This is a genomic window from Bordetella genomosp. 9, from assembly GCF_002261425.1.
GTDB lineage: Bacteria > Pseudomonadota > Gammaproteobacteria > Burkholderiales > Burkholderiaceae_B > Bordetella_C.
Window position 1 is genome coordinate 758,869 of the sequence record NZ_NEVJ01000001.1, and the last position, 24,353, is coordinate 783,221.

The following is a 24,353-nucleotide window of genomic DNA, read 5'->3' on the forward strand; positions in this document are numbered from 1 at the left end:
GGGAGTGAGTGTGCGATGGGCAAACTGTACGCAGATCGATTCGCCACAAAAAGGGGGTTAAGATGAACGGATCGTTCTATTAATAGAACAATGGGCGGCGGACATGCAGGACCTGAACGATCTCTACTACTTTTCCCAGGTCATCGAATACGGTGGGTTCAGCGCCGCGGCGCGGGCGCTGAACGTCCCCAAGTCCAGGCTGTCGCGGCGTATCGCCGAGCTGGAGGCCAACCTGGGCGTGCGGCTGCTCCAGCGCAGTACGCGACGGCTGCGCCTGAGCGCGGCGGGTGAGCGCTACCTGCAGTATTGCCGGGAGATCTCCGCGGCCGCGCGCGCGGCCAACGACGCCATGCTGCACATGAAGGCGGCGCCTTCGGGTCCCGTGCGCGTGAGCTGCCCGGTCGCCATCGCGCAGGGGATGGTGGCGCCGATCCTGCCCGAATTTCTCGATGCCTGGCCGGACATCCGGGTCGAGCTGCTGGTGACCAATCGCCGCATCGATCTGATCGCCGAAGGCGTCGACCTGGCGATCCGCGTTCGCGAGCGCTTGAACACCGATGCCGATTTCGTGGTGCGGCACCTGGGCCAGGCGTCGGGATGCCTGGTGGCCAGCCCCGGCTATCTGCAGCGCTGGGGCCAGCCCGCCGACGTGCAGGACCTGGCTGAACATGCCGCCCTGCATTTCGCGGCGCCGGGCGAAGCGCCGCGCTGGACGCTGCTGGACGAGCATGACGTCCAGGTCGACGTGCCGATCAGGCCGGTCCTGGTGTGCAACGATTTCACGGTGCTGGTGGAGGCCGCGTTGAAAGGGCGCGGCATCGCCTTGCTGCCGGTGACCGCCACGCACGAGGAACGACGCCAGGGCCGGCTGGTGCATGTGCTGCCGGAATGGCGGTCGCAGACCGGCATCCTGCATTGCATCTATCCGTCGCGCCACGGCATGACGCCCGCCGTGCGCGCCATGCTGGATTTCCTGACCGAGCGGTTGAAGACGTCCTTCCAGCAGCAGTCATTAGACCTGGCCTAGGGCAGGGCCAGGGCCTGGTCCGACAGATCGCGGGCGCGGCAGAGCGCGCGCGCGATGCCGGCGACGATTTCTTCGCGCGCTTCGGCGTCGTCCACCCGCAAGGCATAGGAAGGGTGCCAGGTGGCGACCAGCCAGGCGTCGCCCAGCCTGACCGGCGCGTCCAGATAATCCCGCATGCTGACCTTGCGATGCAGGAGCGCGCCCAGCGCAGTGGCGCCCAGGGTGACGATCACGGCAGGCCGTACGCGCGCCAGTTCTTCTTCCAGCCAGTGCGCGCAGGCATCCACTTCCTGCTGGGCGGGGGTTTTGTGCATGCGCCGCTTGCCCCGAGGAAACCACTTGAAGTGCTTGACCGCATTGGTCAGGAAGAGGTCCTGGCGGGGTACGTCGGCGCGCTGCAGGGCTTCGTTCAACACCTGCCCCGCCGGCCCGACGAAAGCGCGGCCCGCCAGGTCTTCCTGGTCGCCCGGTTGTTCGCCCACCAGCATGATGCGGGCGTCCGCCGGCCCTTCGCCCGCCACGGCTTGCGTGGCATGGCGCCAGAGTTCGCAGCGACGGCATTCGTCCAGGGTGGTCGGCGCCGGACGGGCCGGCTGGGCGCGCCGCGCGTCGACGGCCACCTGCTTGCCGCCCATCGCGCCCACGGTGTTGGCCTGCGCCACGCGGCGCGCGCCGTTGCGTGCGTCGGCGATCATGCCGGGGATCAGGGGGCCTTCCGGCAGTCCTTTCCAGAAGCGCACCGGCATTTGCCGGTGCAGGGCGCTTTCGTTCAGCCGCGCGGGATTGAAGATGTTCCGGTAGTAGGCCAGCCACAGCGGTTCGGCCTGGTCGCGCGCGGCGCCGGCGCGTATCGCATCGGCGTCGGGCGGCGCGTTGGTCAGGTGCAGCGCCTGGCCATCCCATAGCGCGGCGCCCTGTGGGGTGCCGATCAGCCAGGACGATTTGCCCATGCGGCGCGCGAAGTGTTCGGCGGCGTAGGCCAGGACGTCGTGGTCGGGTTCGTACCACGCCCGGTACTCAGGCATCGTGCCCGGCTCGCCCTGATGGAAACGCACGTAGGCGATCATGTCGTGCTTGGCGCGCCGCACCGATTTGGCCATGGCGTGCAGTTGCTGGCCGTCTTCGTCCGCCGCCGACTCCACCGCGCGATCGCCTTGCTGCCAGCGCCACAGTACCCGGTAAAGGAAGGCCCAACGGCGCGGCGAACGAAAGAGCGCGGCGTCCTGCAGCAGCGTCGCGAGGCTCCTGGAAATGCGTACGGCGGGCGCCGGGGCCCCGGCCGCCGGGGTGTCCGGTGCGGCCGGTGCGTCCGCTGGATCCTGTGCCTTGGCCGGCGCGGCGTGGACGTCGCCCGCCGCGTAGTCGAGCGACATCTGCTCGGCTCCGCCGCCGCCCGGCAGCGGCAGCTGTTCTACCCACGTTACGGCTTCCGGCGGCCAGCCACGGGCAAGCGCGCGCAGCGCCAGATCGCGCCAGCCTGCATAGCCGTCCTGTACCGTCAGTGTCGGCGACGGAGCGTCCTTCATAGCAACGATAATTGCTGGGGCGCCTGCGTGAGCGAACGCCGCAATTGCTCGGAAGGCGGCTCGGCCAGGCTCGGCCGATAATCCTGCACCACGATGAAAGGCTTGACCTTGTCCATCGCGCAGCGTAGTCGCACCAGGTCCTGGTAGCGCACCGCCCGCAGCCGGCGCAGATCGGCCAGCCGCTTGGCGTTGCGCATGCCTATGCCCGGTACGCGCGCGATCAGCTGCTGCGGCGCGCGGTTGATGTCCACCGGGAAGGATTCGCGGTGCGCCAGGGCCCAGGCCAGCTTGGGATCGATGTCCAGCGGCAGGTCGCCCGCGCCGGGCAGCAATTCTTCCGCGCGGAATCCGTAGCCGCGCAGCAGGAAGTCGGCCTGATACAGGCGGTGTTCGCGCAGCAGCGGCGGCGCTTGCGCGGGCAGGGCGGTGGGACTGTCCGGTATGGGGCTGAACGCGGAGTAGTACACGCGCTTGAGCTTGTAGGAGCCGTACAGCGTCTGCGCCGTCTGCAGGATGGTGCGGTCGTCGGCGTCGTCCGCGCCCACGATCATCTGGGTACTCTGGCCCGCCGGCGCATGGCGCGGCGGCCGCTTGGCGCCCTTGGCTTCTTCCTGCGCGGTTTCCTGGTCCAGGCGGATGGAGCCCATGGCGCGCTTGATCGTATGGGCGCTCTTTTCCGGCGCCAGCCGCTGCAGGCCGCCATCGGTGGGCAACTCGATGTTGACGCTCAGGCGATCGGCGTACCGGCCCGCTTGCGAGATCAGCTTGGGATCGGCATCGGGGATGGTTTTCAGGTGGATGTAGCCGCGGAATTGATGGTCTTCGCGCAGTGAGCGCGCCACGTGCACCAGCTGCTCCATGGTGTAGTCCGCGCTGCGGATGATGCCGGAGCTCAGGAACAGGCCGTCGATATAGTTGCGGCGGTAGAAATCCATGGTCAGGTCGACCACTTCGCGCGGCGCGAAGCGGGCGCGCGGCACGTTGCTGGACCGCCGATTGACGCAGTACTGGCAGTCGTACTGGCAGAAATTGGTCAGCAGGATTTTCAGCAGCGAAACGCAGCGCCCGTCCGGCGTGAAGCTGTGGCAGATGCCCGCGCCCGTGCTCGCCCCCAGACCGTCAAGCCCGCGGCTGTCCCGCTTGGGGGCGCCGCTGCTGGCGCAGGACGCGTCGTATTTGGCCGCGTCCGCAAGGATTTCCAGCTTGGTAAGCAGTTCCATGGCAGAGGATATGCTGTGTTTATATCCAGTATTATACGCGGCCCGCCCGCGCTAGCGCGTCTTCTTCAAGGCCTCGGCCTTATGAATCGCCGTCTTGCCGGTACGAGCGCTTTTCACCTCATATTGCGGGTGATCCGGCGACGCCTTCGCCACATGGCCGCCAGCCTTCGACGTCCCCGTCACCTTCCGCGTAACGGTGCCTTCCGTCCGCCCCTGTGAGGTCTCCCACTGGACCTTGTCGCCCTTCGAAAGATTGGCCATGCCGCAACTCCACAAACGCGGCGCCGGGCGGCCGCGGTTCCGGCCACCGACGCAATACGCATGCCGCAGGAGAACTCGATTGGTCGCCTGCGGTTTGGTCTGATTTTTCTGCATTGGGCGCCCGCAACCTTGCCAGAGTGTCAGAAAAATGTTTATATTTCTGACAGGAGATCAGTATGCAATGGTTGAGCGAACAAATCCTGGCTTATGCCGACACCCTGCCGGAAGGTGCCCCCATTTCGGCCAAGAGCCTTCTGCACCTCGGCAATCGCGCCGCGGTGGATCAGGCCTTGTCACGGTTGACCGCGCGCGGACGGTTGATACGCGCGGGACGTGGGATTTATCTTCGGCCGGTCCCCACCCGCTTTGGCGTCAGGGCCCCTTCCGTCCAGCAGGCAGTCGACGCGCTCGCCACTCAGCGTGGTGAGGTGATCGTGTCGAGCGGGGCGGCGGCTGCCAATACGCTTGGGCTGACGACACAGGTGCCCGTTCGCGCCATTTATCTGACTTCCGGTCGCAGCCGGAAAATGAATTTCGGCAAACAGGTCATAGAACTGCGCCATGCGCCGCGGTGGCAACTCGCGCTCGCCGACAAGCCTGCTGGCGAGGCTGTGCGGGCTCTGGCCTGGCTGGGACCAGAAAGGGCGGAGTCCGCGTTGAAAACACTGAAGCGCAGACTCGCTCCGAGCAGCTTTAACGAATTGGTCGCCGCGGCGCCGCGGTTGCCCACCTGGCTTGCGCGCAGCGTAGGGAAGGTTGCGTATGGCTGACGCATTCCTTGAGCTTTCGGCTGGCGACCGTCGCGATGTGCTGGGCGTTGCGGCCGACAGGACGGGGCGGCCAGCTCACCTTCTGGAAAAGGACATTTGGGTAGTGTGGGCGCTGTCAATCCTCTATGGGTCGGCACTCGGCGAACATCTGGTATTCAAGGGCGGTACGTCGCTGTCGAAAGCCTATGGGGTCATTCGTCGATTTTCGGAAGAAGTTGATCTGACCTACGATATTCGATCCATCGTGCCGGACATGACGGATCACGAGGGTGAGGCGCTGCCAAGAACCCGTAGCGAAGAAAAGCGGTGGTCGTCGGAAGTGCGCAAGCGCCTTCCGGAGTGGGTTGCCGGGACAGCGAAGCCGATCATCGTGGATGCGCTGCAGGCCGACGCACTACCTGCTGCGGTGCGCACCGAGGGCGAAAAGCTGTACCTAGACTACGAGCCCACGGTCGGCGGTTCAGGCTATGTGGCACCAAGCGTGATGCTCGAATTTGGCGCGCGCTCGACTGGAGAACCCGCGAGTCCACGCGCAGTGGCTTGCGATGCATCTGATGTTGTGGAAGGCGTGGCGTTTCCCACCGCACGTCCTCGCGTGATGCACGCCGAACGTACCTTTTGGCAAAAAAACCACGGCGATCCACGTGTTCTGCTTGCAGGAGCGCCTCCGGGGTGACCGATTCGCGCGGCACTGGCATGATGTCGTGCGGCTGGATGAGGCGGGCCTCGCAGATGCGGCGTTCGCGGATCGTGAGCTGGCGAATGCCGTTGCCAGGCATAAAGGTATGTTCTTCGCCGAGAAAGCCGCCGATCGAACTTCGATCGATTACACCGCAGCTGTGAGCGGTGGCTTGCACCTCGTACCAGACGGGGTGGCGTTCAAAGCCTTGCAGGACGACTACGCACGCATGGTCGAGGATGGGCTGCTGCTGGACGATGCCGAGCCGTTCGAAGAACTCATGAAACAATGCGCCGATATCGCCGTTCGGGCCAATCTCGCTACCCCGCCATAGTTACTCTTTTTCGGGCACTACCAGCGGCACATCCGCCTTCAACATGGATGCACCACGTTGATGCGCGTATCCATCAGGCAAACGAATCAACGGGGTCGCTTTGCAGGAGCTTGCGCATCGCGAACACGACGGCGAGGGCGCTCATGGTCAGGGTCGCGAGCAGTACCAAGGCGGCCATGCTGGCGTCCATGGAGAAGTTCAGCTGGGTGGCGCGCTCCAGCACCTTGTAGAGCAGCGCGGTGACGGCAAGGGACGCCGCGAACGTCGCGACGGCGACGAATAGCGCGAGCTGGATCACCAGGGCCAGCAGAAAGCCGTTGCCGCGTCCGGCGGCGCGCAGGACGGCGTATTCGGCAAGGTTCTTTTCGATGATCCCGTGCAGCACTTCCAGCACGAACACAACGCCGATCATGATGCCGACCAGGATGCCGAAGTTGGTGACGATGCCCAGCGGCGTGCGATGAATGAAATGGTTCCGCTCGTGCGCGATGAGATCTTCCTTCAGCCATACCTGTGCGCTGCCGCGCATGCGGCGCGCCAGTTCGTCGCGGACGCGTTCGGCGTTCGCCCCGGGGACGATCTTGACCAGGCCCAGCGAAACCTGTTCCGCGGGCTGATCGAACAGGCGGGAGAAATCCTGGTCGCTGACGATCAGGTTGGCTGGAAAGTTGAAGTCCGGTCCCAGCTGGAAGGCGCCGATCAGGTCGATAGGCGGTGGCGTGGCGCTGCCGTTACCCGTGGGCGCACGCTCCGGCCGTGAGGCGTCGACGAGGTTGCCCGGGTGTTTCGCATTGCGCAGATAGACCCGTGGCGTCTCGCCGTCGTTCACCTGTTCGACGCGATCGGCGAAAGGGCCGCGCGACAGCGCGTCGATCAGCCCGGTGCCGGGCTGCCGTAGCCGCATCTGCTGATGCACCAATCCTGGAGCGTGCAACGCGGCGTTCCCTGGATCGACGCCGATGACGCGGGCCGGGAGCGGTTCGCCGTGCTCGGTCAGGCTCAGTCGGGCCATGTGCACATACAGGGGCGTCGCGCTGCGCACGCCGGGCACGTCGCGCGCCTGGTAGACGAGGCCGCGCGCGAACGACGGCGGGGTATGCGCGATGGTGTCGAACTGCGCGCTGACCAGGACGATATCGGCGTCGAGCGCGCGATCGAAATTCAGCACGCTATCCGTGAGCGCGTTCCTGAAGCCGAGCTGAATAAAAATCAGCACTACCGCCACGCAGACGCCCGCAAGCGCCGCGACCAGTCCCAGGTCTTTGTGGCCCAGCTGGCGCAGGGCGAAGTTTGTCGATACCGGCAGCGTCATCGCGGCCCTTCAATACGTCAGTGGCGGGCCGCGCGGGCAGGCACGCCTGATCCACGGCAAAGTAACCCAGCCGCGCCGGTTTGGCACTAATTAGGTACATACGTGTGATGTTTTGACAACGTGAGTGGGGGAACCGTGCGAATGGCGTCATCCGTGCCCCTGCAAAAAAGGTTCATCCGGGTCCCAGCAGAAAACGCGCCGGCCTAGGGATTACCCTCGATTCTGAAAAATTGATTCTCGCCATGACGATTTATCCGCCGCGCGGCGACGCGCAGAATTCGGGCCATACGGAAGGGCACAACCAGGCGCCGATCTCGGTGTCCCGCCCCCGAACCAAACAGGACGAGGAGTACAGCCATGAAGATCAAGACGATTGTTTCCGCTTTGGTTCTGGCGGCCGCGGGCGTGGGCGTTGCCCAGGCGCAGACGACGCCGTTCCAGGGCGTCTATGGCAAGCAATACAGCAACGTGACGCGCGACCAGGTCGCCCAGGAACTGCAGACCGCGCGCGCCGCGGGGCAGATGGGCAACGAAGACATGGACAACCAGCCCTTCAAGCCCCAGCCCGCCGCCAGCGCGCCGCGCACGAGCGTCGCCACTGACGGCCAGCATGACCCCAGCGGCCTGAGCCACATGAAGTTCGGCGACACCGACAACATGCCGTTCCAGGGCTGATCGGTCGCCGCGCCCGTCCCGCCGCGTCCTATTCCCCGCTGGTCCAGTCGACGTTGGCGCCGACAGACCGCAGGTTTTCAACGAAGTTGGGATGGGCGCGGCGGATCGGCAACGCGTTGGTGATTTCCGATCGTCCTTCGATGCTGGCTGCCACCATCAGCAGGGCGATCGCAACGCGGATGATGTAGGGGCTTTCCACCTTGGCGGGGCTGAGCCGCAGCCCGCCGAAAGTGATCAGGCGGTGCGGATCCGAAAGGAAAACATGCGCCCCGAATTTTGACAGCTCGACGGACCACCCCATGGCGCCGTCATAGACCTTGTTCCAGAACATCGCGCTGCCCTCGGCCTGCACGCCCAGGGCGATGAAGATGGGCAGCAGGTCGACCGGCAGATAGGGCCAGGGCGCGGCCTCCACCTTGGTCAGGATGTTCTGCGTGAACGGTTTGCGCACGCGCAAGGGGCCATCGCGCAGCGCACGCGACCAGCCGTCGCGATGCGAGACCTCCACCCCGAATTTGGCGAACGTCCGATCGATCAGCGGAAACTGTTCCGGCGCGGTGTTGCGCACCGCGATGTCGCCGCCCGTGATGGCGCCCAAGGCCAGGAAGGTCGCGATTTCGTGGAAGTCCTCGCTGAAGCGGAATTCGCCGCCATCCAGCTTGTGGCCGCCTTCCACGCTCAGCCGCGACGTGCCTATCCCGTCGATGCTGGCGCCCAGCATCGCCAGGAAACGGCAGAACTCCTGCACGTGCGGTTCCGAAGCGGCATTGACCAGGGTCGAGGTGCCGCGGGCGGAAACCGCGCACAGCACGAAATTTTCGGTGGTGGTGACCGAGGCGTAGTCCAGCCAATGGTGGTTGGCCGTCATGCCGCCCCGCAGATCCGTTCTGACGATCAGTGAATCGGCGGTGCGGGATACGCTGGCGCCGAAGCGTTCCAGCACCTCCACGTGTGGATCGATTTCGCGTACGCCCAGGGTGCAGCCTTTGACGTCGTTCTCCAGGCGGGCGACGCCGAAGCGGGCCAGCAGCGGCGGCACCAGCATGATGGAAGAACGCATTTCCTCCGGCAGCCGATGCTCGGCGGGATCGAAGCGCGTCGCGCGGTGGTGCAGGTCCAGGATGCCGATGGTGAAATCCATGGCGACGTCGCTGCCCAGGGTGCGGAAGATGTCCAGGATCTTCTTGACGTCGGTGATCTCGGGCACGCCGACCAGCCGCAACGGCTGGTCGGTGAGCAGGGTGGCGCAGAGTATGGGCAGGACGGCGTTCTTGTTGGCGGACGGCACAATCTTGCCGCGCAGCGGCAGGCCGCCGTTTACGATCAGGTTCGACATAGGGAGGGTCGATATGCGGGCTCGCGATGAGAGGCGCCTATCATGCCATGCCCGTCGTGCCGGGGATACGGCGTAGATCTCAGTGCGGCGGTATTGTTGCGCGGCGGGAAACGCGATGATTCACGGCACGCGTCTAGCGCCGGCAGGGTCGGCGGCCTACGATGGCTACGTTGTCGCAACGCCGGCAACGTGGGACCGAAATGCACGGCAGGGTCCGGCCAAATACATCGATGGGATCGTCATGATGCAACGCTTGAACGCCGCTGAACAATGCCCCGAATTGTTCAAGAAATTCGCCGAAGTCGGCAAGTTGTTGAAATCGGGCGACCTGGAAAGGTCGCTGTTCAACCTGATCGAAATCCGTGCCTCGCAAATGAACGGCTGCGGCTTCTGCCTGGACATGCACGTCAAGCAGGCGACGATCCAGGGCGAACGTGAACTGCGCCTGCACCACGTCGCCGTCTGGCGCGAATCCACGTTGTTTTCGCCGCGGGAACGCGCGGCGCTGGCCTGGACCGAAGCGCTGACGCGGCTGCCCGATGACGGCGTGCCCGATGCGATCTACGAGCACGTGCGCGAGCAGTTCTCGGAGAAGGAAATCACCGAACTCAGCTATGCCGTCATGATGATCAATGGCTGGAACCGCCTGAACGTGGGTTTCCGCACCACGCCGGGCTCGATGGACAAGGCGTTCGGTCTGGACAAGGCGAATCTGGACTAAGCCGCCAGGGCCGCCTGCATCCCGGCGGCCGCCGGAACGGCGCGCGGCTCCGCATCGCGGATGCGCGCGGTCATGTAGTCCACGAACACCCGGATCCGCGACGGCAGATGCTGGCGGCTCGGATAGCAGACATAGTGGCCGCGATCGCGCGGCGCGCAGTGCGGCAGGCATGCCAGCAGGCGCCCGGCGCGCAGATGGGCGTCGACCTGGTAACCGGCCATCTGCGCCAGTCCCTGGCCATCCAGCACCGCCTGCAACACCAGGTCCGCGTCGTCGAAGGCCAGCATGGCCCGCGGCGGCGTGGGCAGGAAGCGCTGCAACTGCCCGTCCACCAGGAATTCCCATTCGTAGATCCGCCCCGACGCCATGCGGAAGTTCACGCAGCGATGCTCGTCCAGCGCCCGCAGGGTCGCCGGCAAGCCATGCGCGCGCGCATAGTCCGGCGACGCGCACAGCAGCATCCGCATCGGGATCAGCTGCCTGGCGATCACCTGGCTGTCCTCCATGCGGCCATTGCGAAAGGACACGTCTACCCGGTCGCGGGTGAAGTCCGTGGGCCCGTCATCCAGCAGCAGGTCGATCGAAATCTCCGGATAGGCCGCGCGGAAGCCGGCCAGCAGCGGCGCGACGACCTTGCGGCCGAAGCCCACGGTGGCGCATACCCGCAAATGCCCCGATGGCGGTCCCGCGCGCAGCTCGCGCATATCGTCCACGGCCTGCACGACCCGTTGCACGCCCTGGTGGCAGTTCTGGTAGAAGCGCTCGCCTTCGCGCGTCAGCGACGTGCTGCGCGTGGTGCGGACGAACAGCCGCACGCCCAGCTGGTCTTCCAGTTTCTGCACATTGCGGCTGACGGCGGAACGGCCTATGCCCAGGCGGTCGCCCGCCTTGGCGAAGCTGCCTTCCGCGGCGACCGCGATGAATGCCACGACGCCCGCATAGCTGGTCGCAAAGCTGGAGGCGAGCGGGTCCGGGCCCGCATAGGCAAGCGTTGTGTGTCTGTCCATGCCCCTTAGACGGAGCAGCGGCGGGTTTTGTGACGTCGTCGGGGCCTGGCGGACTAGCCGGGCAGGCGGGCCGCCGAGCGCGCCCAGGCGGCCGCCACGAGCGCCAGCTTGTCGGGGTTGCGCTGTACCAGCACGCGGACGATGCGTGCGCCGTCCGTCTCGTAGGACTGCACGGATTCCAGCGTGCCGTCGATGAACCGCAGCAGGGACCATTGGCCGTTCACCCACGCCATCTCCATGCGGAGCCTGTCGCCGTGGCGGCGCGTGACCGCGTAGTACAGGTGCGCCAGGCGCCTGCCGCCCAGCAGGCTGGAGAAGGCCGGCACCTTGCCGCCACCATCGGCGATCAGTTCGGCATCGTCGGCCAGCATGGCATACAGCCCACGCAGGTCGCCCGCGCGGATGGCTTGCGCGAAGCCCTGCATCAGGCGGTGGTGGGTATCGGGCGGCACGGTGCGGCGCGGCGTTTTTTCCTGCAGCTGCTGCTTGGCGCGCCGGACCAGCTGGCGGCAGGCGGCTTCGGTCTTGCCCAGCGTGCGGGCGACTTCGTCGTAATCCGCGTCCATCACCTCGCGCATCAGGAAGGCCGCGCGCGCCTCGGGGCTCAGCCGCTCCAGCATGAACAGGAACGCGACCGAGAAGTCATCGGCGGCTTCGTGGATTTCGGCGGGGGTGGGCGGCGATTCCTGTAGCAAGGGCTCCGGGAGCCATACGCCGACGTAGCTTTCGCGTTGCGCCTTCAGGACACGCAGGCGGTCGATGGACAGGCGCGTGGTGACGGTGACGAGCCAGGCTTCCGGGTTGTCCAGCGCGCCGTGGTCGGCTTCGTTCCAGCGCAGCCAGGCATCCTGGACGACGTCCTCGGCGTCGGCGACGGCGCCCAGCATGCGGTAGGCGATGGCCTGCAGGCGCGGTCGGTGACGGTTGAACAGCCCGGTGGGATCGATCATGGCAGTAGTGCTTGAAAGCAAAAAAATTGCGCGCTTGGCATGGCTTGCACACTTAAAAAAAGCTGAACCGCCGGGGCGAGTTTAGCGCTTGAGCAAGGCACGGGTCTTGCTGTCGCCGCGTGCTCAACTTGAACCGCACGCACGTATGGAAGAATCATCGCAGCAAGACCGTGAACGACACCCGGCGCCCGCCGGGGCGGACGGCAATGGCGCCGACAACGGCAATGACGGCAATCACGGACGCGGCAGTCACGGCGACGACAAGGATAGCGGCGAGCAGGCCGCCGACGAAAACGACGCCGGCAAGGCGCCCAGGCGCCGCAGCAAGAAACCGCTGATCATCCTGGTCATCGTCGTCATCGTATTGGCCATCGTCGGCGCGATCTGGTGGTTCCTTACCCGCAACGACATCTCCACGGACGACGCCTATACCGAAGGCGACGCCGTCACCGTGGCCTCCAAGGTCGGCGGCTACGTCGTCGACCTGCGCATCGGCGACAACACCCGTGTGCGCCGGGGCGACGTCCTGCTGCGCATCGATCCCCGCGATTATGTCGCGGCGCGTGACCAGGCGCAGGCACAGGTCGAACTGGCGGACGCCCAATTGCACCAGGCGCAGACCCAGCTGGCGCTGGCGGAAGTCCAGTACCCCGCCCAGCTGGCCCAGGCGCAGGCCCAGGAGCAGGCCGCCCAGGCCGATCTGGCGAACGCGCGCGCCAGCTACCAGCGGCAACGCAAGGTCGACCCGCGCGCCACCAGCCAGCAGAACGTCGACACCGCCACCGCGCAGCTGCGCAGCGCCACGGCCGCCGTGGCCCGCGCGCAGGCCGAGGTCAAGGCCGCCAGCGTGGTGCGCGAGCAGGTCGCGCAGGCCCGCGCGCTGGTCGAGTCGCGGCAAGCCCAGGCGCGCGCCGCTCGGGCGCAGCTGGAACAGGCCGAACTCAACCTGTCATATACCGAAGTGCGCGCGCCCGTCGACGGCTGGGTCACGCGCCGCAATGTGCAGTCCGGCAAGCTGGTGCAGGCGGGCATGTCGCTGTTCTCGCTCGTGCCCCAGGCGGTATGGGTGACCGCCAACTACAAGGAAACCCAGCTGGACCGCATGCGTCCCGGCGATCCGGTCGACATCGAAGTCGACGCCTATCCGCAACTGAAGCTGCATGGCCACATCGACAGCGTGCAGCTGGGTTCGGGCTCGCGCTTTTCCGCCTTCCCCGCGGAAAACGCCACGGGCAACTTCGTCAAGATCGTCCAGCGCGTGCCGGTCAAGATCGTCATCGATGACGGGCTGGATCCGTCCTTGCCCCTGCCCCTGGGACTGTCGGTCACGCCGACGGTGCATGTGAAATGAGCAACTCCGACGCGACGGCGCGGCAATGGCGCCCCAGCGCCAATCCGTGGCTGATCGCCGTGGCGGTGACGCTGGCGGCCTTCATGGAGGTGCTGGACACCACCATCGTCAACGTGTCGCTGCCCCACATCGCGGGCACGATGTCGGCCAGCTATGACGAAGCTACATGGACCTTGACGTCTTACCTGGTGGCCAATGGCGTCGTTCTGCCGATCTCCGGCTTCCTGTCGCGCACGTTGGGACGCAAACGCTATTTCCTGATCTGCATCATCGCCTTTACCTGCTGCTCCTTCCTGTGCGGCATCGCCACCAACCTGGCTGAGCTGATCGTCTTCCGCATGTTGCAGGGCTTCTTCGGCGGCGGGCTGCAGCCCAGCCAGCAGTCCATCATCCTCGATACCTTCGAGCCTTCGCAGCGCGGCCGCGCGTTTTCCGTCTCGGCGGTGGCTATCGTGGTCGCGCCGGTGCTGGGGCCGACGCTGGGCGGCTGGATTACCGACAATTTTTCCTGGCGCTGGGTATTCCTGATCAACGTGCCCGTCGGCGTGCTGACGGCGCTTGCCGTGATGCAGGTGGTCGAAGACCCGCCCTGGCAGAAGCCGACGCCGCTCTCAAAATTGCACATCGACCTGCCCGGCATCGGCCTGATTGCATTGGGGCTGGGATGCCTGCAGGTCATGCTGGATCGCGGCGAGGACGAAGATTGGTTCGGCTCCAGCTTCATCCGCGTCTTCGCGGTGCTGGCGGCGTTGGGCATTTCAGGCGCCATTGCGTGGCTCTTGACCGCGCGGCGGCCTGTGGTGGACCTGCGGGTGATGAAGGATCGTAACTTCACCCTGGGCTGCATCACCATCGCCGCCTTCGCCGGCGTGCTGTATGGCAGTTCGGTGCTGCTGCCGCAGCTGGCGCAGCAGCATTTGGGCTACACGGCCACGCTGGCGGGCCTGCTGCTGTCGCCGGGCGCATTGCTGATCACCTTCATGATACCGATCGTCGGCAAGGCCATGCCGCTGGTGCAGACGCGGCACCTGATCGCCGTGGGCTTCCTGCTGCTGGGCGCGGCCTTGTTCTATTCCCATCATCTGGTGCCGGACATCGATTTCAACACGCTCGTGATCATGCGCATGGCGCAGTCCTTTGCACTGGCATTCCTGTTCGTGCCGACCAGCACGCTGGCCTACGTCAGCCTGCCGCAGGAGATGAACGACGACGCGGCGGCGCTGTTCACGATGTTCCGCAACATCGCCGGGTCCATCGGGATTTCGCTGGCCACCGCCGGCATACGCGAACGCACGCAGGTCCGCATGGCGCATCTTTCCCACTCTATGACGCCGCTGTACCAGCCTTACCAGGACACGCTGGACCGCGTGGCGCAGGCCTTGCACGATTATGCGGGCGCCGCCGGCGACGTGACCCAGGCGGCGGCCGGCCAGATGTACCAGATGTTCGTTTCCCAGGCCACGATACTGGCCTACATAGACGTGTTCGCCATATGCGGCATCTTTGCATGGTGTTTTATTCCCCTGACGTTCCTGTTTTCTCCGACCAAGGCGTCGGGCAAGCCGGGAGGCCACTGATGCCGCGGCCGCTGAAGCTGCTCGCATGCGGCGCGGTCGCCTTGCTGTGCGCCGCATGCACGGTCGGCCCGGATTTCCAGAAACCCGATCCCGCCGTGCCGGCCGCCTATGCGGACCGCACGCGCGTCCAGTCGGCGGCGCCGGGGGCGGAGCCCGCGTCGACGGTGACCGACCAGGCCGATACGGACCCGCGCTGGTGGCGGCGCTTCAACGATCCGGAGCTAAATGCGCTGATCGACCGTGCGATCGCCGGCAACCTGTCCTTGCAGCAGGCCGTGCAGCGCATCGCGGCCTCGCGGGCGCAGGCGCGTGCCGCCGGCGCGGCCGCCTTGCCGCAATTGAACGCCAGCGGCAGCTACACCTATCAGCAGCTGGGCGCGCGCGGCCTGCTGGAATCGCGCGGCGTACCGCAAAAAATAGACAGCCTGGGTGCGCCCGGCTCGCCGCTGGACAACGTGTCGCCCGGGGCGGGCGCGGCGGCCCAGGCTGCCGGCAAGCAGCTGATCGACAAGATCGAAGATCCCGTCAATCTGTACCAGGTGGGCTTTGATGCGAGTTGGGAGCTGGATCTGTTCGGCCGCGTGCGCCGCACCGTGGAAGCCGCCGACGCGCAGACGGAATCGGCGATAGAGGCGCGCAACGATGCGCTGGTGTCGCTGGAGGCGGAGGTCGCCCAGACCTATGCGCAACTGCGTGGAGCGCAGCTGATGACGCGCATCGCGACCGAGCAGATCCAGGAAGACCAGGAAGTGCTGGACCTGACCCGCAGCCGCCAGCAGGCCGGGCTGGCCAGCCAGACCGATGTGGAACGCGCACAGGCGCAACTGGGCGCGTCGCAATCGCAGCTGCCGTTCTACGAGCAGCAGATGACGACCGCGCTGAATGGATTGGCGTTGTTGATGGGCGCGCCGCCAGGGACCCTGGACGCGGAGCTCTCGACGCCCGGCGCGGTGCCGCCCGTTCCGCCCAGCGTGCCGATAGGCCTACCCGCGGAGCTGGCGCGCCGGCGTCCGGACATCCGGCGGGCGGAGGCCGACCTGCACGCCGCCACGGCGCAGGTCGGCGTGTCCATCGCCCAACTGTTCCCCGACATTTCCCTGACCGGCAGCATCGGCCTGCGGGCGACGGAGGCCAGTTACCTGACGCGCTGGGCCAGCCATTTCTATTCCATAGGCCCGCAGGTCAGCCTGCCGATATTCCAGGGCGGCGCGCTGCGCGCGCAGATCGCCATGGCGAAGGCCGACCAGGCGGCAGCGACGCTGGCCTACCGGCAGACGGTCCTGTCCGCCCTGCACGACGTGGACAATGCCCTGGTGCGCTACCGCACCGACCAGGCGCGGCGCGACACGCTGTCGACGGTGGTGGACGCCAACCGCCGCGCCTTCGACCTGGCCCGCAATGGCTACGTGAATGGCCTGAACAGCTTCATCGAGGTGCTGGACACCGAGCGCCAGCTGTCCAACAGCCGCATCGAACTGGCCAACGCGACGGTGCGCGTCACCACCGACCTGGTGGCCCTGTACAAGGCGCTCGGGGGTGGCTGGGAGCCTATGGCTTCAGCACAACCTTGATGCAGCCGTCCTTTTTGTCGCGGAACGTCTTGTACATATCCGGACCGTCTTCCAGGCTGACGCGATGCGTGATCACGAAGGACGGGTCGATCTGGCCTTCGGCGATACGCTTGAGCAGATCGTCGGTCCAGCGGTTGACGTGCGTCTGGCCCATGCGCCAGGTCAGCCCTTTGTTCATCGACGCGCCGAAAGGTATCTTGTCGATCAGGCCGCCATACACGCCCGGGATGGACAGCACGCCCCCCGGCCGGCAAACGTAGATCATCTCCCGCAGCACATGCGGACGGTCGCTTTCCAGCATCACCGCCTGCTTGGCGCGGTCGTACATCGAATCGATGGAACGGGTGGCATGGGATTCCATGCCGACCGCGTCGATGCATTTCTCCGGTCCCTTGCCCTGCGTCAGTTCCTGCAACCGGTCGAGCACACTTTCCTCATCGAAATTGATCGCGATGGCGCCGCCGGCGCGCGCCATGTCCAGCCGCTCGGGCACGTGGTCGATGGCGATCACCTGCTTGGCGCCCAGGAGCACGGCGCTGCGGATCGCCATCTGCCCGACCGGCCCCGCGCCCCACACCGCAACCGTGTCGGTAGGTTCGATGTCGCACTGCGCGGCAGCCTGCCACCCGGTCGGAAAAATGTCGCCCAGGAAAAGAACCTGCTCATCGCTCAGCCCGTCCGGGATCTTGATGTGCGTCTTGTCGGCGAACGGCACGCGCACGAATTCGGCCTGACCGCCCGGATAGCCGCCAGTCAGGTGGGTGTAGCCGAACAGCCCCGCCGTGGTGTGGCCGAACAGCTTGTCCGCCGTTTCCTTGTTGCGGTTGCTGCGCTCGCAGACTGAGAAGTTTCCGCGCTTGCACTGGTCGCATTCGCCGCAAATGATGGTGAAGGGTACGACCACGCGGTCGCCCGGCTTCAAGGACTTGTTCTCGGCGCCGACTTCCATGACCTCGCCCATGAACTCGTGGCCCATGATGTCGCCGTGCTTCATGCCTGGCATGAAGCCGTCGAACAAGTGCAGGTCGGAACCGCAAATGGCGCAACATGACACCTTGACGATGGCGTCGCGCGGATGTTCGATCTGTGGATCAGGAACGGTATCGCAACGGATATCGTGCTTGCCGTGCCAACGTAGTGCTCTCATCGCATTCTCCCGTACCGTGGTTCGATTTGACGTCGCGAGTCGCGCAAGGGCCATGCCCCAGTTGAGTACGTCGGCACGCGGCGGTGTGCCGTGCGCCGCCAGCCGCGTGCTTACGGGCCGGCAGCGTCGCGTCGATCAGACGCCTTCCTTCTTGGGCAGCACGGCGGGCGTATCGTCGGGCGGGCTGAACACGCCGCCTTCGTCGTCGCTTTCGGGGTTGGGATTGCCGTCGAACTGCGTGGCCTTTTGACCGACGGTGGTCTGGCGTTGCTGATCCGCGTCCTTGCCCTTGTGCAGGCCGGCCTGCACATCGTTGGCGATGTCGACCTGGCTGCGGGTGGACGGTTCGGGCGGCGCGGTGCGGGTGGGATCTTCGATGGGACGGTCGTCGGTCATGTCGGTGCTCCGTATCGGTGACGAGACCGACCGGCCGCAACACTCATACCTGCCGCGCTTCGTCCAGCAGGAATTCGACCAGCGTGGGCAGGGCGGCATCGTCGGCCCGATCCGAGCGCATGCGCATCACGTAGCCCCACGACCCCGCCATGCGCAGCGCGGGCACCAGCGACACCAGGCCGCCGCGCGCGATCTCCTCGTCGATCAGCGGCGACCTCCCGAGCGCGATGCCCGCCCCTGCGACGGCGGCCGACACCACGGTGCTCAGTCCGCTAAGGATCAGCGGTTCCTGCCCTTGCGCGTCGCTCAGTTGCAAGCGCTTGCGCCAGGTGCGCCAACTGGTTTCCGGACTGGCGACGTGTTTTTCCTCCAGCCAGCGATGGCGCGTGAAGACCGCCGGGTCGTCGCGCTCGGCGGCGTCGATCAGGCTGGGGCTGCACACCGGCACCACTGTTTCCCGCATGAGCTGTATATCGCCCGGTGCCGGCCGGTGCGGGCCTTCGTCGCGCATGTGAAGAAAGGCCAGATCGATGTCCTGCTCCTGCCAGGCCGGATCCTGGTTCGTGTGCAGATAGACTTGCACGTCGATCTCCGGATGCGATTGGACAAAGCGGCCGATGCGCGGCGCCAGCCACAGCGCGGCCAACGATGGATTGGACGATATGTTCAGGCGATAGGCCTGGCGCTCGCGGGCGGAAACGCGCACATTGCGGCAGGCGGTCGCCAGCAGGGTCAAGGCCTGTTGCACGGAGGCCAGCAGGTCGGCGCCTGCTTCGGTGGGTTCCGCGCGGCGGGTGGTGCCGCCCCGCCGCAGCAGGATCACGCCCAGGTCGGCCTCCAGGCCGCGCAGCTGATGGCTGACGGCGCTCTTGGTCACGTTCAGTTCCGCCGCGGCCCGGCTCAGGCTCCCCAGGCGGGCGACGGCTTCGAATGCGCGCAGCGCGGCCAGGGGAGGCGTGCGCAGAGGTAGTGTCGGCATGGGTGTAATTTAACTCTACCCACGAGCGAAAAACTATCACTATTCCTCTTCCACCCGCCAAGGCAACAATGCCGGCAAGGCGCCGCCCGGGTGCGCAGTAGAGATTAAGGACGGACAGATGTATTTCGACTTTCGGCTTTGGCGGCTGACTCGCGGCATGCGGGGGCAGTTGGCGGGCGGGATCGTGTTGGGCCTGCTGGCATTGGCCGCCGGCATCGGCCGCTATGTATTCCTCGGCCAGATGCTGGCGCTGGTATTCGTCGGCGCGCCCTGGCAGCGCTGGATATGGCCGGCCGGGGCAGCGGTGGCGATGGTGCTGCTGCGTGCCGCCCTGGACCACGGCCGCACCGTCCAGGCCAACCGCTGCGCGGCCACCGTGCAGCAGGTGCTGCGCGCCAAGCTGTATGACCGGATCGTCGCGCTGGGACCCGGCTGGTTCGCCAACCAGCGCACGGGCGGGGTGATGCTGACGGTGGTCGACGGGGTCGAACAGCTGCAGACTTTTTTCGGCCAGTACCTGCCCCAGTTGGCGATCGCGGCGGCGGCGCCTTTCGCCATCTTCGCCGTCATCGCTTTCTGGGACGTGCCGACGGCCCTGGTGTTGCTGGCGGCGGCGATATTCGCCCTGGTCGGGCCGATGGCGGTGCATATGCTGGACCGGCGCGCCAGCCTGGCGCGATCCAGGTCGCTGCATGATTTCGGTGAAGACTTCCTGGACGCGGTGCAGGGGCTGCCGACGCTCAAGTCCTTCGGGCAGGGAAAGTCCTGGGGGCGCCGGCTGGCCGAGCGCGCGCGGCGCCTGTCGGATGGCACGATGTGGGTGTTGTCGGTCAGCCTGCTGACGCGCGGTATCAGCGACCTGGGCGTGGCGCTGGGCGCCGCGCTCGCGCTTACCCTGGGCGCCTGGCGCGTCGGGCACGGTGAGATGAGCGTGGAGGCGCTGCTGATCGTGCTGATGGCGGGGACAGAGATTTTTCGCCCGCTGCGCGACCTGCGCGCGGTGCTGCACCGTGGCATGCTGGGGCAATCGGCGGCGGCCGGCATCCATGCCCTCATGGATGCCGAATCCGCCACGGCGACCTTGGCCGGTCCCAGCGCGGAATCGGCGGCGAACGCCTCGGGCCGCGCCATCGCGGCCGGCTTCCGGCCCAGTGTCGAATTCGACGACGTGACGTTCGCCTACACCGCGCAGCGCACGGCGCATCGCGGCTTGAGCTTTCGCATCGACGCGGGCGAACGCGTGGGGATCGTAGGGCCCAGCGGCGCCGGCAAATCGACCATCGTCCGCCTGCTGCTGCGCGAATGCCTGGCGCAGCAGGGCGCGGTGCGCATAGGCGGCCATGATTTGCGGGATATCGATCAGCAGGCGCTGCTGTCGCGTATCGCGGTGGTCAGCCAGGACATCACGCTGTTCCATGGCACGCTGGACGAGAACCTGCGCCTGGGAAGGTTCGACGCAAGCCCGGAGCAGGTCCGCGCCGCGGCGCGCGCCGCGAATATCGATGATTTCATCATGGCCTTGCCCGATGGCTACGCGACGCGCATCGGCGAACGCGGCTTGCAGCTCTCCGGCGGGCAGCGCCAGCGCATCGCGATCGCGCGCGCCCTGCTGCGCGATGCGCCCATCCTGATCCTGGACGAGGCGCTGTCGTCGGTCGATACCGAAAACGAAGCCATCATCCAGCAGGCGCTCGACCGCTTGATGGCCGGCCGCACGACATTGATCCTGGCGCATCGCCTGGCGAGCGTGCTGGGCGCGGACCGGTGCCTGGTGCTGGATGGCGGCCGCGTGGCGGAGCAGGGCACGCACGCCGAGCTGATGGCGCGGCGCGGCCTTTACTACGGGCTGATGCATGAGCAGGACGAGGCGCGGCGCAAAGGCGGCGATCGGGATGCACGGGCGCATGCCGATGCGCATGCGGCCACGCCCGCGGACGCGCACGCGGATGCCGACCCGCATGCTTATGCCTATGCACCCGCGGATGCCGATGCATACGGAGATGCCCCGGCGCAGGCCGCATCCCCGGCCGGCGACCCCTCGCGGCCCGAGGCGCGCGCCCTCGACGACGACGCGCAACACGTCGGCTGGCGCGAGACCGTGGCCACCTTGCTGGCGGTGGTGCGCCCGTGGCGCGGCACGCTGGTCACCACCATCGTCCTGGGCGTCGCCCGCGTGGCGGCCTACATCGGCGTCGGCGTATTGAGCGCCCTGGTGGTGGCCGCCGTGCGCGACGGCCGCGACACCGGCGGCCTGATCGTCGCGCTGCTGGTGGCCGCGCCCCTGGCCGCGCTGTTCCATTGGCTGGAGTCCTGGCTGGCGCACGCCATGGCCTACCGCCTGCTGGGCGATATGCGCGTCAATCTCTATGACAAGCTGGAACGGCTGGCGCCCGCATACCTGTTGCGCCGCCGCTCGGGCGACCTGGTGGCGTTGGCGACCCAGGACGTGGAGATGATCGAGTACTTCTACGCCCACACCATCGCCCCGGCGATCGTCGCGCTGCTCGTGCCGCTGACCGTGCTCGGTTTCCTGTTCGCCTTCAGCTGGCCCGTGGCTGCCGTGCTGCTGCCCTTCCTGGCCTATGCCCTGTTCGCGCCCGTGCGCGGCCGCCGCCATGTGGATGCCCTGGGCGACAAGGCCCGGGCCGCACTGGGCGAAATGAGCGCCCACGCCACCGACACCATCCAGGGACTCGCCGAGCTGACGGCATTCCAGGCGACCGGCCGCCGCCGTGCCGACTTCCTGGCGCTGGCCGAACGCTATGGCCTGCGCCGCCTGGACATCCTGCGCGATCTTTCGGGCCAGGCGGCCCGCTTCGAAATCGCGATGGGCCTGGGCGGCCTGGCCGTGGCCGTCGTCGGCGCGCTGCAGGTGTCGGCCGGCACGCTGGACGCGGGCATGCTGCCGCTATTGATCCTGATCTCGCTGGCCACATTCCTGCCGGTGTCGGAGATCTCGCAGGTCAGCCGCCAGTTGGCGGACACCATCGCGGCGTCGCGCCGCCTGCACGTGGTCAACCACGAGCCCGAGCCCGTGCAGGACGGCCCCCGGCCCGCGCCGCGCGCGGCGGAAGGACTGTCGCTGGCCTTCGATCACGTCAGCTTCGCCTATCCCGGCAAGCGCGAGTACACGCTGAAGGACCTGAGCTTCGACGTACCGGCCGGCGCCATGGCCGCCATCGTCGGCCCGTCCGGCGCCGGCAAGAGCACCGTCGCCGGCCTGCTGCTGCGATTCTGGGATCCCGCGCAGGGCACGATACGCGTCGGCGGCGTCGACGTGCGCGAGCTGCAACTGGACGGGCTGCGCGAATGCGTCGCGCTGGTGACCCAGGACACCTACCTGTTCAACGAGACGCTGGAGGCGAATATCCGGCTCGCGCGGCCGGACGCCAGCGACGCCGAGCTGCGGACGGCGCTGGAGCAGGCAGCCTTGACGGATTTCGTGCGCGCCTTGCCCGACGGCCTGGCGACCAGGGTGGGCGAACGCGGCATGCAGCTGTCGGGCGGACAACGCCAGCGGATTTCCATCGCGCGCGCCTTCCTGAAGAACGCGCCGGTGCTGATCCTGGACGAGGCGACCTCGCACCTGGACACGCTGTCGGAGCTGCGCATCCGGCGTTCGCTGCAGCTGCTGATGCGGAATCGCACGACGCTGGTCATTGCCCATCGCCTGTCCACCATCCGCGAGGCCGACCTGATACTCGTCTTGCAGGAGGGCAGGCTGGCGCAGTCCGGCACGCATGACGACCTGCTGGGGCGGCGGGGCTTCTACGCGCGCGCCAGCGCGCATTGACGGCGCGCATCGACAGCGGCTCGGGCCGCCGTCAGGCCTGTTCCGCTTCCGCCGACTGCCCCAGCCTGTCGCTCAGGACGGCGGCCGCGGGCTCGGCCGCGATCAGTATCAGCTTGAGCGTCGCCCGCGTCGCGCCGACGAACAGTTTGCGCACGGCCTGTTCGTCCAGCGTATCGAAATCGATCTCCGCGAACACCACCGCGGGGATCGACTGCCCCTTGAAGCGATAAACCGATTCGGCCAGGATTTCGCCGGCGGAATATTCGGGCTGGCCGAACATGTCGTATTGGCCGGTGAAACGGCGCAGCGTGTGCGGCGCCAGCTTGTCCCGGCGCAGCACCTGCGACGTCTTGTGGCCGTGGTAGCTGAGCACCGCGATGTCCTCCTGCCGGAAACCGGCCGAATAGCACTTGCGTATGCCTTGCTTGACCGCGCGGGCCAGGCTTTCTTCATCGCGATAGGACAGCACTTCCACGTCGGCGTCCAGCACCGGCGCCTGGGCGTCGATGTGCGCATCGTCGGGCAGGATGGTGTGCAGGAAGCCGACCACCGGGCGCGGACTGCGGAAATTGCTCTGCGCCCGCATGCGGACCCAGCCGGGCAGCTCGGGCGGGGTATTGCCATAGAGGTTCTGCAGCGGGTCTTCCAGCCACAGGACACGCGCCTTGGGCTTGGCCAGGCGCAGCACGATGTCGCGCCAGCGTGCGCTGAAGTCCTGGCCTTCGTCGACGATCACGGTGTCGAACAGGAAATCCGCCGGCACCTCCAGCGTCGCGGCCTGTTCGACCAGCCGATCGAAGGCATCGGGCTGGGAAAAATCCGGCTTGCGCCCGGCGGCCCGCAGCAGGCGGTCGCACAGCATATGGAAGGAGCACACCAGGCCGCCTTCGGGCGCGATCCGGTTGAAGTGATCGGCCAGCGGACGGTTGAAGCACACGTAGAGCGGACGCTTGCCTTGCTCGACGGCATCGCGATACTCGGCCAGCGCGAGCTGCGTCTTGCCCGAGCCCGCGGTGCCCGTGACGCGCAGGCGATAGGGATCGACGTCCAGTTGCCGCGCCCAATGCGCCAGGCCGCCGGCCAGCCGCGTCACCTGCGTGCGCGCCTGGCCGATCAGCGCGCTGACGTCGACTTCCAGGCGGATGATGTCGCGCAGGAAACGGTCCACGCGCGGCGCCAGCGGGGTATGCGTGCCGGGCGGGAGGATGTCCTTGATCACGCCGCACAGGCGGTCGCGCCGGCTGGCGTCGACGATGCGTTCCGGCACCAGCCCCGCGGTGGTGGGCGCCACCACGCGATGGTCCGGGCAGTACAGCAGGTAGTCCAGGCGGATTTCCGCGCCGTCCAGGCTGCGGGCCAGCTTGGCGCGCAGGCTGTCGGCGGTGCGGGCCATCTGCACGGACACCAGCCTGGCCTTGCCTTCGTGGCGCTTGGCCAGGCCTTCCGGCGTTTCGTCGAGCGCGCCGGTTTTCTGCTCGATGACCAGCAGCTCGCCCGCGCGGTTGGCGATCACGAAGTCGATCTCGCCATGGATGGCGTGGCGGCCTTCGACGTTGGTCCAATGCACCGCGTGGTAGACCGTGTAGTCGTCGGGCAGGCCGGCCTTGAGCCGGGCCAGGGTGTCCAGCTCCCGTTGCGCCGGGCCGCTGCGCTGCTGGTTCTCCCAGCCGTCCGGAATGATGTGTGCCAACCTTCGCTCCACGTGCGTATGCCGTGCACGC

The 24,353-nt window shown here is 66.9% G+C and carries 21 protein-coding genes; 10 read left to right on the forward strand and 11 right to left on the reverse strand.

Going from position 1 to position 24,353, the window contains the following annotated elements; genetic code table 11:
• The first annotated feature begins 103 nt into the window (after nucleotides 1–103).
• Complete coding sequence (locus tag CAL26_RS03385) at nucleotides 104–1,027, forward strand: LysR family transcriptional regulator (RefSeq protein WP_094845489.1); 924 nt, start codon at nucleotides 104–106, stop codon at nucleotides 1,025–1,027.
• On the opposite strand, the gene CAL26_RS03390 is transcribed toward CAL26_RS03385, so the two are convergent.
• Genes CAL26_RS03390 through CAL26_RS03400 form a run of 3 tightly spaced genes read right to left on the reverse strand, consistent with a single transcriptional unit; the run spans nucleotide 1,024 to nucleotide 4,034 of the window.
• A complete protein-coding gene (locus tag CAL26_RS03390) occupies nucleotides 1,024–2,553 on the reverse strand; it encodes a UdgX family uracil-DNA binding protein (RefSeq protein ID WP_094845490.1) in 1,530 nt (509 codons plus the stop codon). The genes CAL26_RS03385 and CAL26_RS03390 overlap by 4 nt on opposite strands.
• Nucleotides 2,550–3,773 carry a putative DNA modification/repair radical SAM protein gene (locus tag CAL26_RS03395; protein ID WP_094845491.1) on the reverse strand — a complete coding sequence of 408 codons (1,224 nt, stop codon included), beginning with the start codon at nucleotides 3,771–3,773 and terminating at the stop codon, nucleotides 2,550–2,552. The genes CAL26_RS03390 and CAL26_RS03395 overlap by 4 nt, the downstream gene beginning before the upstream one ends.
• 51 nt (nucleotides 3,774–3,824) lie before the next feature.
• On the reverse strand, nucleotides 3,825–4,034 hold the full coding sequence (locus tag CAL26_RS03400; protein WP_094845492.1) for a hypervirulence associated TUDOR domain-containing protein: 210 nt from the start codon (nucleotides 4,032–4,034) through the stop codon (nucleotides 3,825–3,827).
• A gap of 176 nt (nucleotides 4,035–4,210) precedes the next feature.
• On the opposite strand from CAL26_RS03400, the gene CAL26_RS03405 reads away from it, so the two are divergent.
• The 3 genes from CAL26_RS03405 to CAL26_RS28525 are packed head-to-tail and all read left to right on the forward strand — an operon-like array spanning nucleotide 4,211 to nucleotide 5,817.
• A complete protein-coding gene (locus CAL26_RS03405; protein WP_094845493.1) occupies nucleotides 4,211–4,804 on the forward strand; it encodes a DUF6088 family protein in 594 nt (197 codons plus the stop codon).
• Nucleotides 4,797–5,480, forward strand: coding sequence for a nucleotidyl transferase AbiEii/AbiGii toxin family protein (locus tag CAL26_RS03410; protein WP_256987929.1), 684 nt, complete (start codon nucleotides 4,797–4,799; stop codon nucleotides 5,478–5,480). The genes CAL26_RS03405 and CAL26_RS03410 overlap by 8 nt, the downstream gene beginning before the upstream one ends.
• On the forward strand, nucleotides 5,449–5,817 hold the full coding sequence (locus CAL26_RS28525; protein ID WP_256987930.1) for a nucleotidyl transferase AbiEii/AbiGii toxin family protein: 369 nt from the start codon (nucleotides 5,449–5,451) through the stop codon (nucleotides 5,815–5,817). The genes CAL26_RS03410 and CAL26_RS28525 overlap by 32 nt, the downstream gene beginning before the upstream one ends.
• 73 nt (nucleotides 5,818–5,890) lie before the next feature.
• On the opposite strand, the gene CAL26_RS03415 is transcribed toward CAL26_RS28525, so the two are convergent.
• Nucleotides 5,891–7,129, reverse strand: a complete 1,239-nt coding sequence (locus CAL26_RS03415) for an ABC transporter permease (RefSeq protein ID WP_094845494.1) — start codon at nucleotides 7,127–7,129, stop codon at nucleotides 5,891–5,893.
• Between the two features lie 357 nt (nucleotides 7,130–7,486).
• On the opposite strand from CAL26_RS03415, the gene CAL26_RS03420 reads away from it, so the two are divergent.
• Nucleotides 7,487–7,804, forward strand: a complete 318-nt coding sequence (locus CAL26_RS03420) for a DUF4148 domain-containing protein (RefSeq protein WP_094845495.1) — start codon at nucleotides 7,487–7,489, stop codon at nucleotides 7,802–7,804.
• A gap of 28 nt (nucleotides 7,805–7,832) precedes the next feature.
• Here CAL26_RS03420 and CAL26_RS03425 read toward each other — a convergent pair whose 3' ends face one another.
• Nucleotides 7,833–9,140 carry a UDP-N-acetylglucosamine 1-carboxyvinyltransferase gene (locus CAL26_RS03425; RefSeq protein WP_094845496.1) on the reverse strand — a complete coding sequence of 436 codons (1,308 nt, stop codon included), beginning with the start codon at nucleotides 9,138–9,140 and terminating at the stop codon, nucleotides 7,833–7,835.
• A gap of 241 nt (nucleotides 9,141–9,381) precedes the next feature.
• Between CAL26_RS03425 and CAL26_RS03430 the strand changes: the two genes are divergently transcribed.
• Nucleotides 9,382–9,861 carry a carboxymuconolactone decarboxylase family protein gene (locus CAL26_RS03430; protein ID WP_094845497.1) on the forward strand — a complete coding sequence of 160 codons (480 nt, stop codon included), beginning with the start codon at nucleotides 9,382–9,384 and terminating at the stop codon, nucleotides 9,859–9,861.
• Here the strand turns inward: CAL26_RS03430 and CAL26_RS03435 are convergent.
• Both CAL26_RS03435 and CAL26_RS03440 read right to left on the reverse strand, forming a co-directional pair.
• Entirely contained in the window at nucleotides 9,858–10,868 is a 1,011-nt protein-coding gene (locus CAL26_RS03435) for a LysR family transcriptional regulator (RefSeq protein ID WP_094845498.1), read from the reverse strand. The genes CAL26_RS03430 and CAL26_RS03435 overlap by 4 nt on opposite strands.
• A gap of 53 nt (nucleotides 10,869–10,921) precedes the next feature.
• A complete protein-coding gene (locus CAL26_RS03440) occupies nucleotides 10,922–11,818 on the reverse strand; it encodes an RNA polymerase sigma-70 factor (protein ID WP_094845499.1) in 897 nt (298 codons plus the stop codon).
• 145 nt (nucleotides 11,819–11,963) lie between these two features.
• Between CAL26_RS03440 and CAL26_RS03445 the strand changes: the two genes are divergently transcribed.
• From CAL26_RS03445 to CAL26_RS03455, 3 genes are read left to right on the forward strand one after another with little or no spacing between them, the layout of a single operon-like run.
• Nucleotides 11,964–13,169 (forward strand): HlyD family secretion protein, encoded by a 1,206-nt coding sequence (locus tag CAL26_RS03445; RefSeq protein WP_094845500.1) that lies wholly within the window; start codon nucleotides 11,964–11,966, stop codon nucleotides 13,167–13,169.
• Nucleotides 13,166–14,746 carry a DHA2 family efflux MFS transporter permease subunit gene (locus tag CAL26_RS03450; protein WP_094845501.1) on the forward strand — a complete coding sequence of 527 codons (1,581 nt, stop codon included), beginning with the start codon at nucleotides 13,166–13,168 and terminating at the stop codon, nucleotides 14,744–14,746. The genes CAL26_RS03445 and CAL26_RS03450 overlap by 4 nt, the downstream gene beginning before the upstream one ends.
• Complete coding sequence (locus CAL26_RS03455; RefSeq protein WP_094845502.1) at nucleotides 14,746–16,317, forward strand: efflux transporter outer membrane subunit; 1,572 nt, start codon at nucleotides 14,746–14,748, stop codon at nucleotides 16,315–16,317. The genes CAL26_RS03450 and CAL26_RS03455 overlap by 1 nt, the downstream gene beginning before the upstream one ends.
• Here the strand turns inward: CAL26_RS03455 and CAL26_RS03460 are convergent.
• The 3 genes from CAL26_RS03460 to CAL26_RS03470 form a co-directional block, all read right to left on the reverse strand.
• Complete coding sequence (locus CAL26_RS03460; protein WP_094845503.1) at nucleotides 16,295–17,464, reverse strand: zinc-dependent alcohol dehydrogenase; 1,170 nt, start codon at nucleotides 17,462–17,464, stop codon at nucleotides 16,295–16,297. The genes CAL26_RS03455 and CAL26_RS03460 overlap by 23 nt on opposite strands.
• Nucleotides 17,465–17,599: 135 nt before the next feature.
• Complete coding sequence (locus tag CAL26_RS03465) at nucleotides 17,600–17,860, reverse strand: hypothetical protein (RefSeq protein WP_094845504.1); 261 nt, start codon at nucleotides 17,858–17,860, stop codon at nucleotides 17,600–17,602.
• A 43-nt stretch (nucleotides 17,861–17,903) separates the two neighbouring features.
• The gene (locus CAL26_RS03470; protein WP_094845505.1) at nucleotides 17,904–18,839 is read right to left on the reverse strand and encodes a LysR substrate-binding domain-containing protein; all 936 of its coding nucleotides are present in this window, start codon (nucleotides 18,837–18,839) and stop codon (nucleotides 17,904–17,906) included.
• Between the two features lie 118 nt (nucleotides 18,840–18,957).
• Here CAL26_RS03470 and cydC point away from each other — a divergent pair, with 118 nt between their 5' ends.
• Nucleotides 18,958–22,632, forward strand: a complete 3,675-nt coding sequence (gene cydC, locus CAL26_RS03475; RefSeq protein WP_094845506.1) for a thiol reductant ABC exporter subunit CydC — start codon at nucleotides 18,958–18,960, stop codon at nucleotides 22,630–22,632.
• Nucleotides 22,633–22,663: 31 nt separating this feature from the next.
• Here the strand turns inward: cydC and CAL26_RS03480 are convergent, their stop codons facing one another.
• Nucleotides 22,664–24,322, reverse strand: coding sequence for an ATP-binding domain-containing protein (locus CAL26_RS03480; protein WP_094845507.1), 1,659 nt, complete (start codon nucleotides 24,320–24,322; stop codon nucleotides 22,664–22,666).
• Nucleotides 24,323–24,353: the final 31 nt, after the last annotated feature.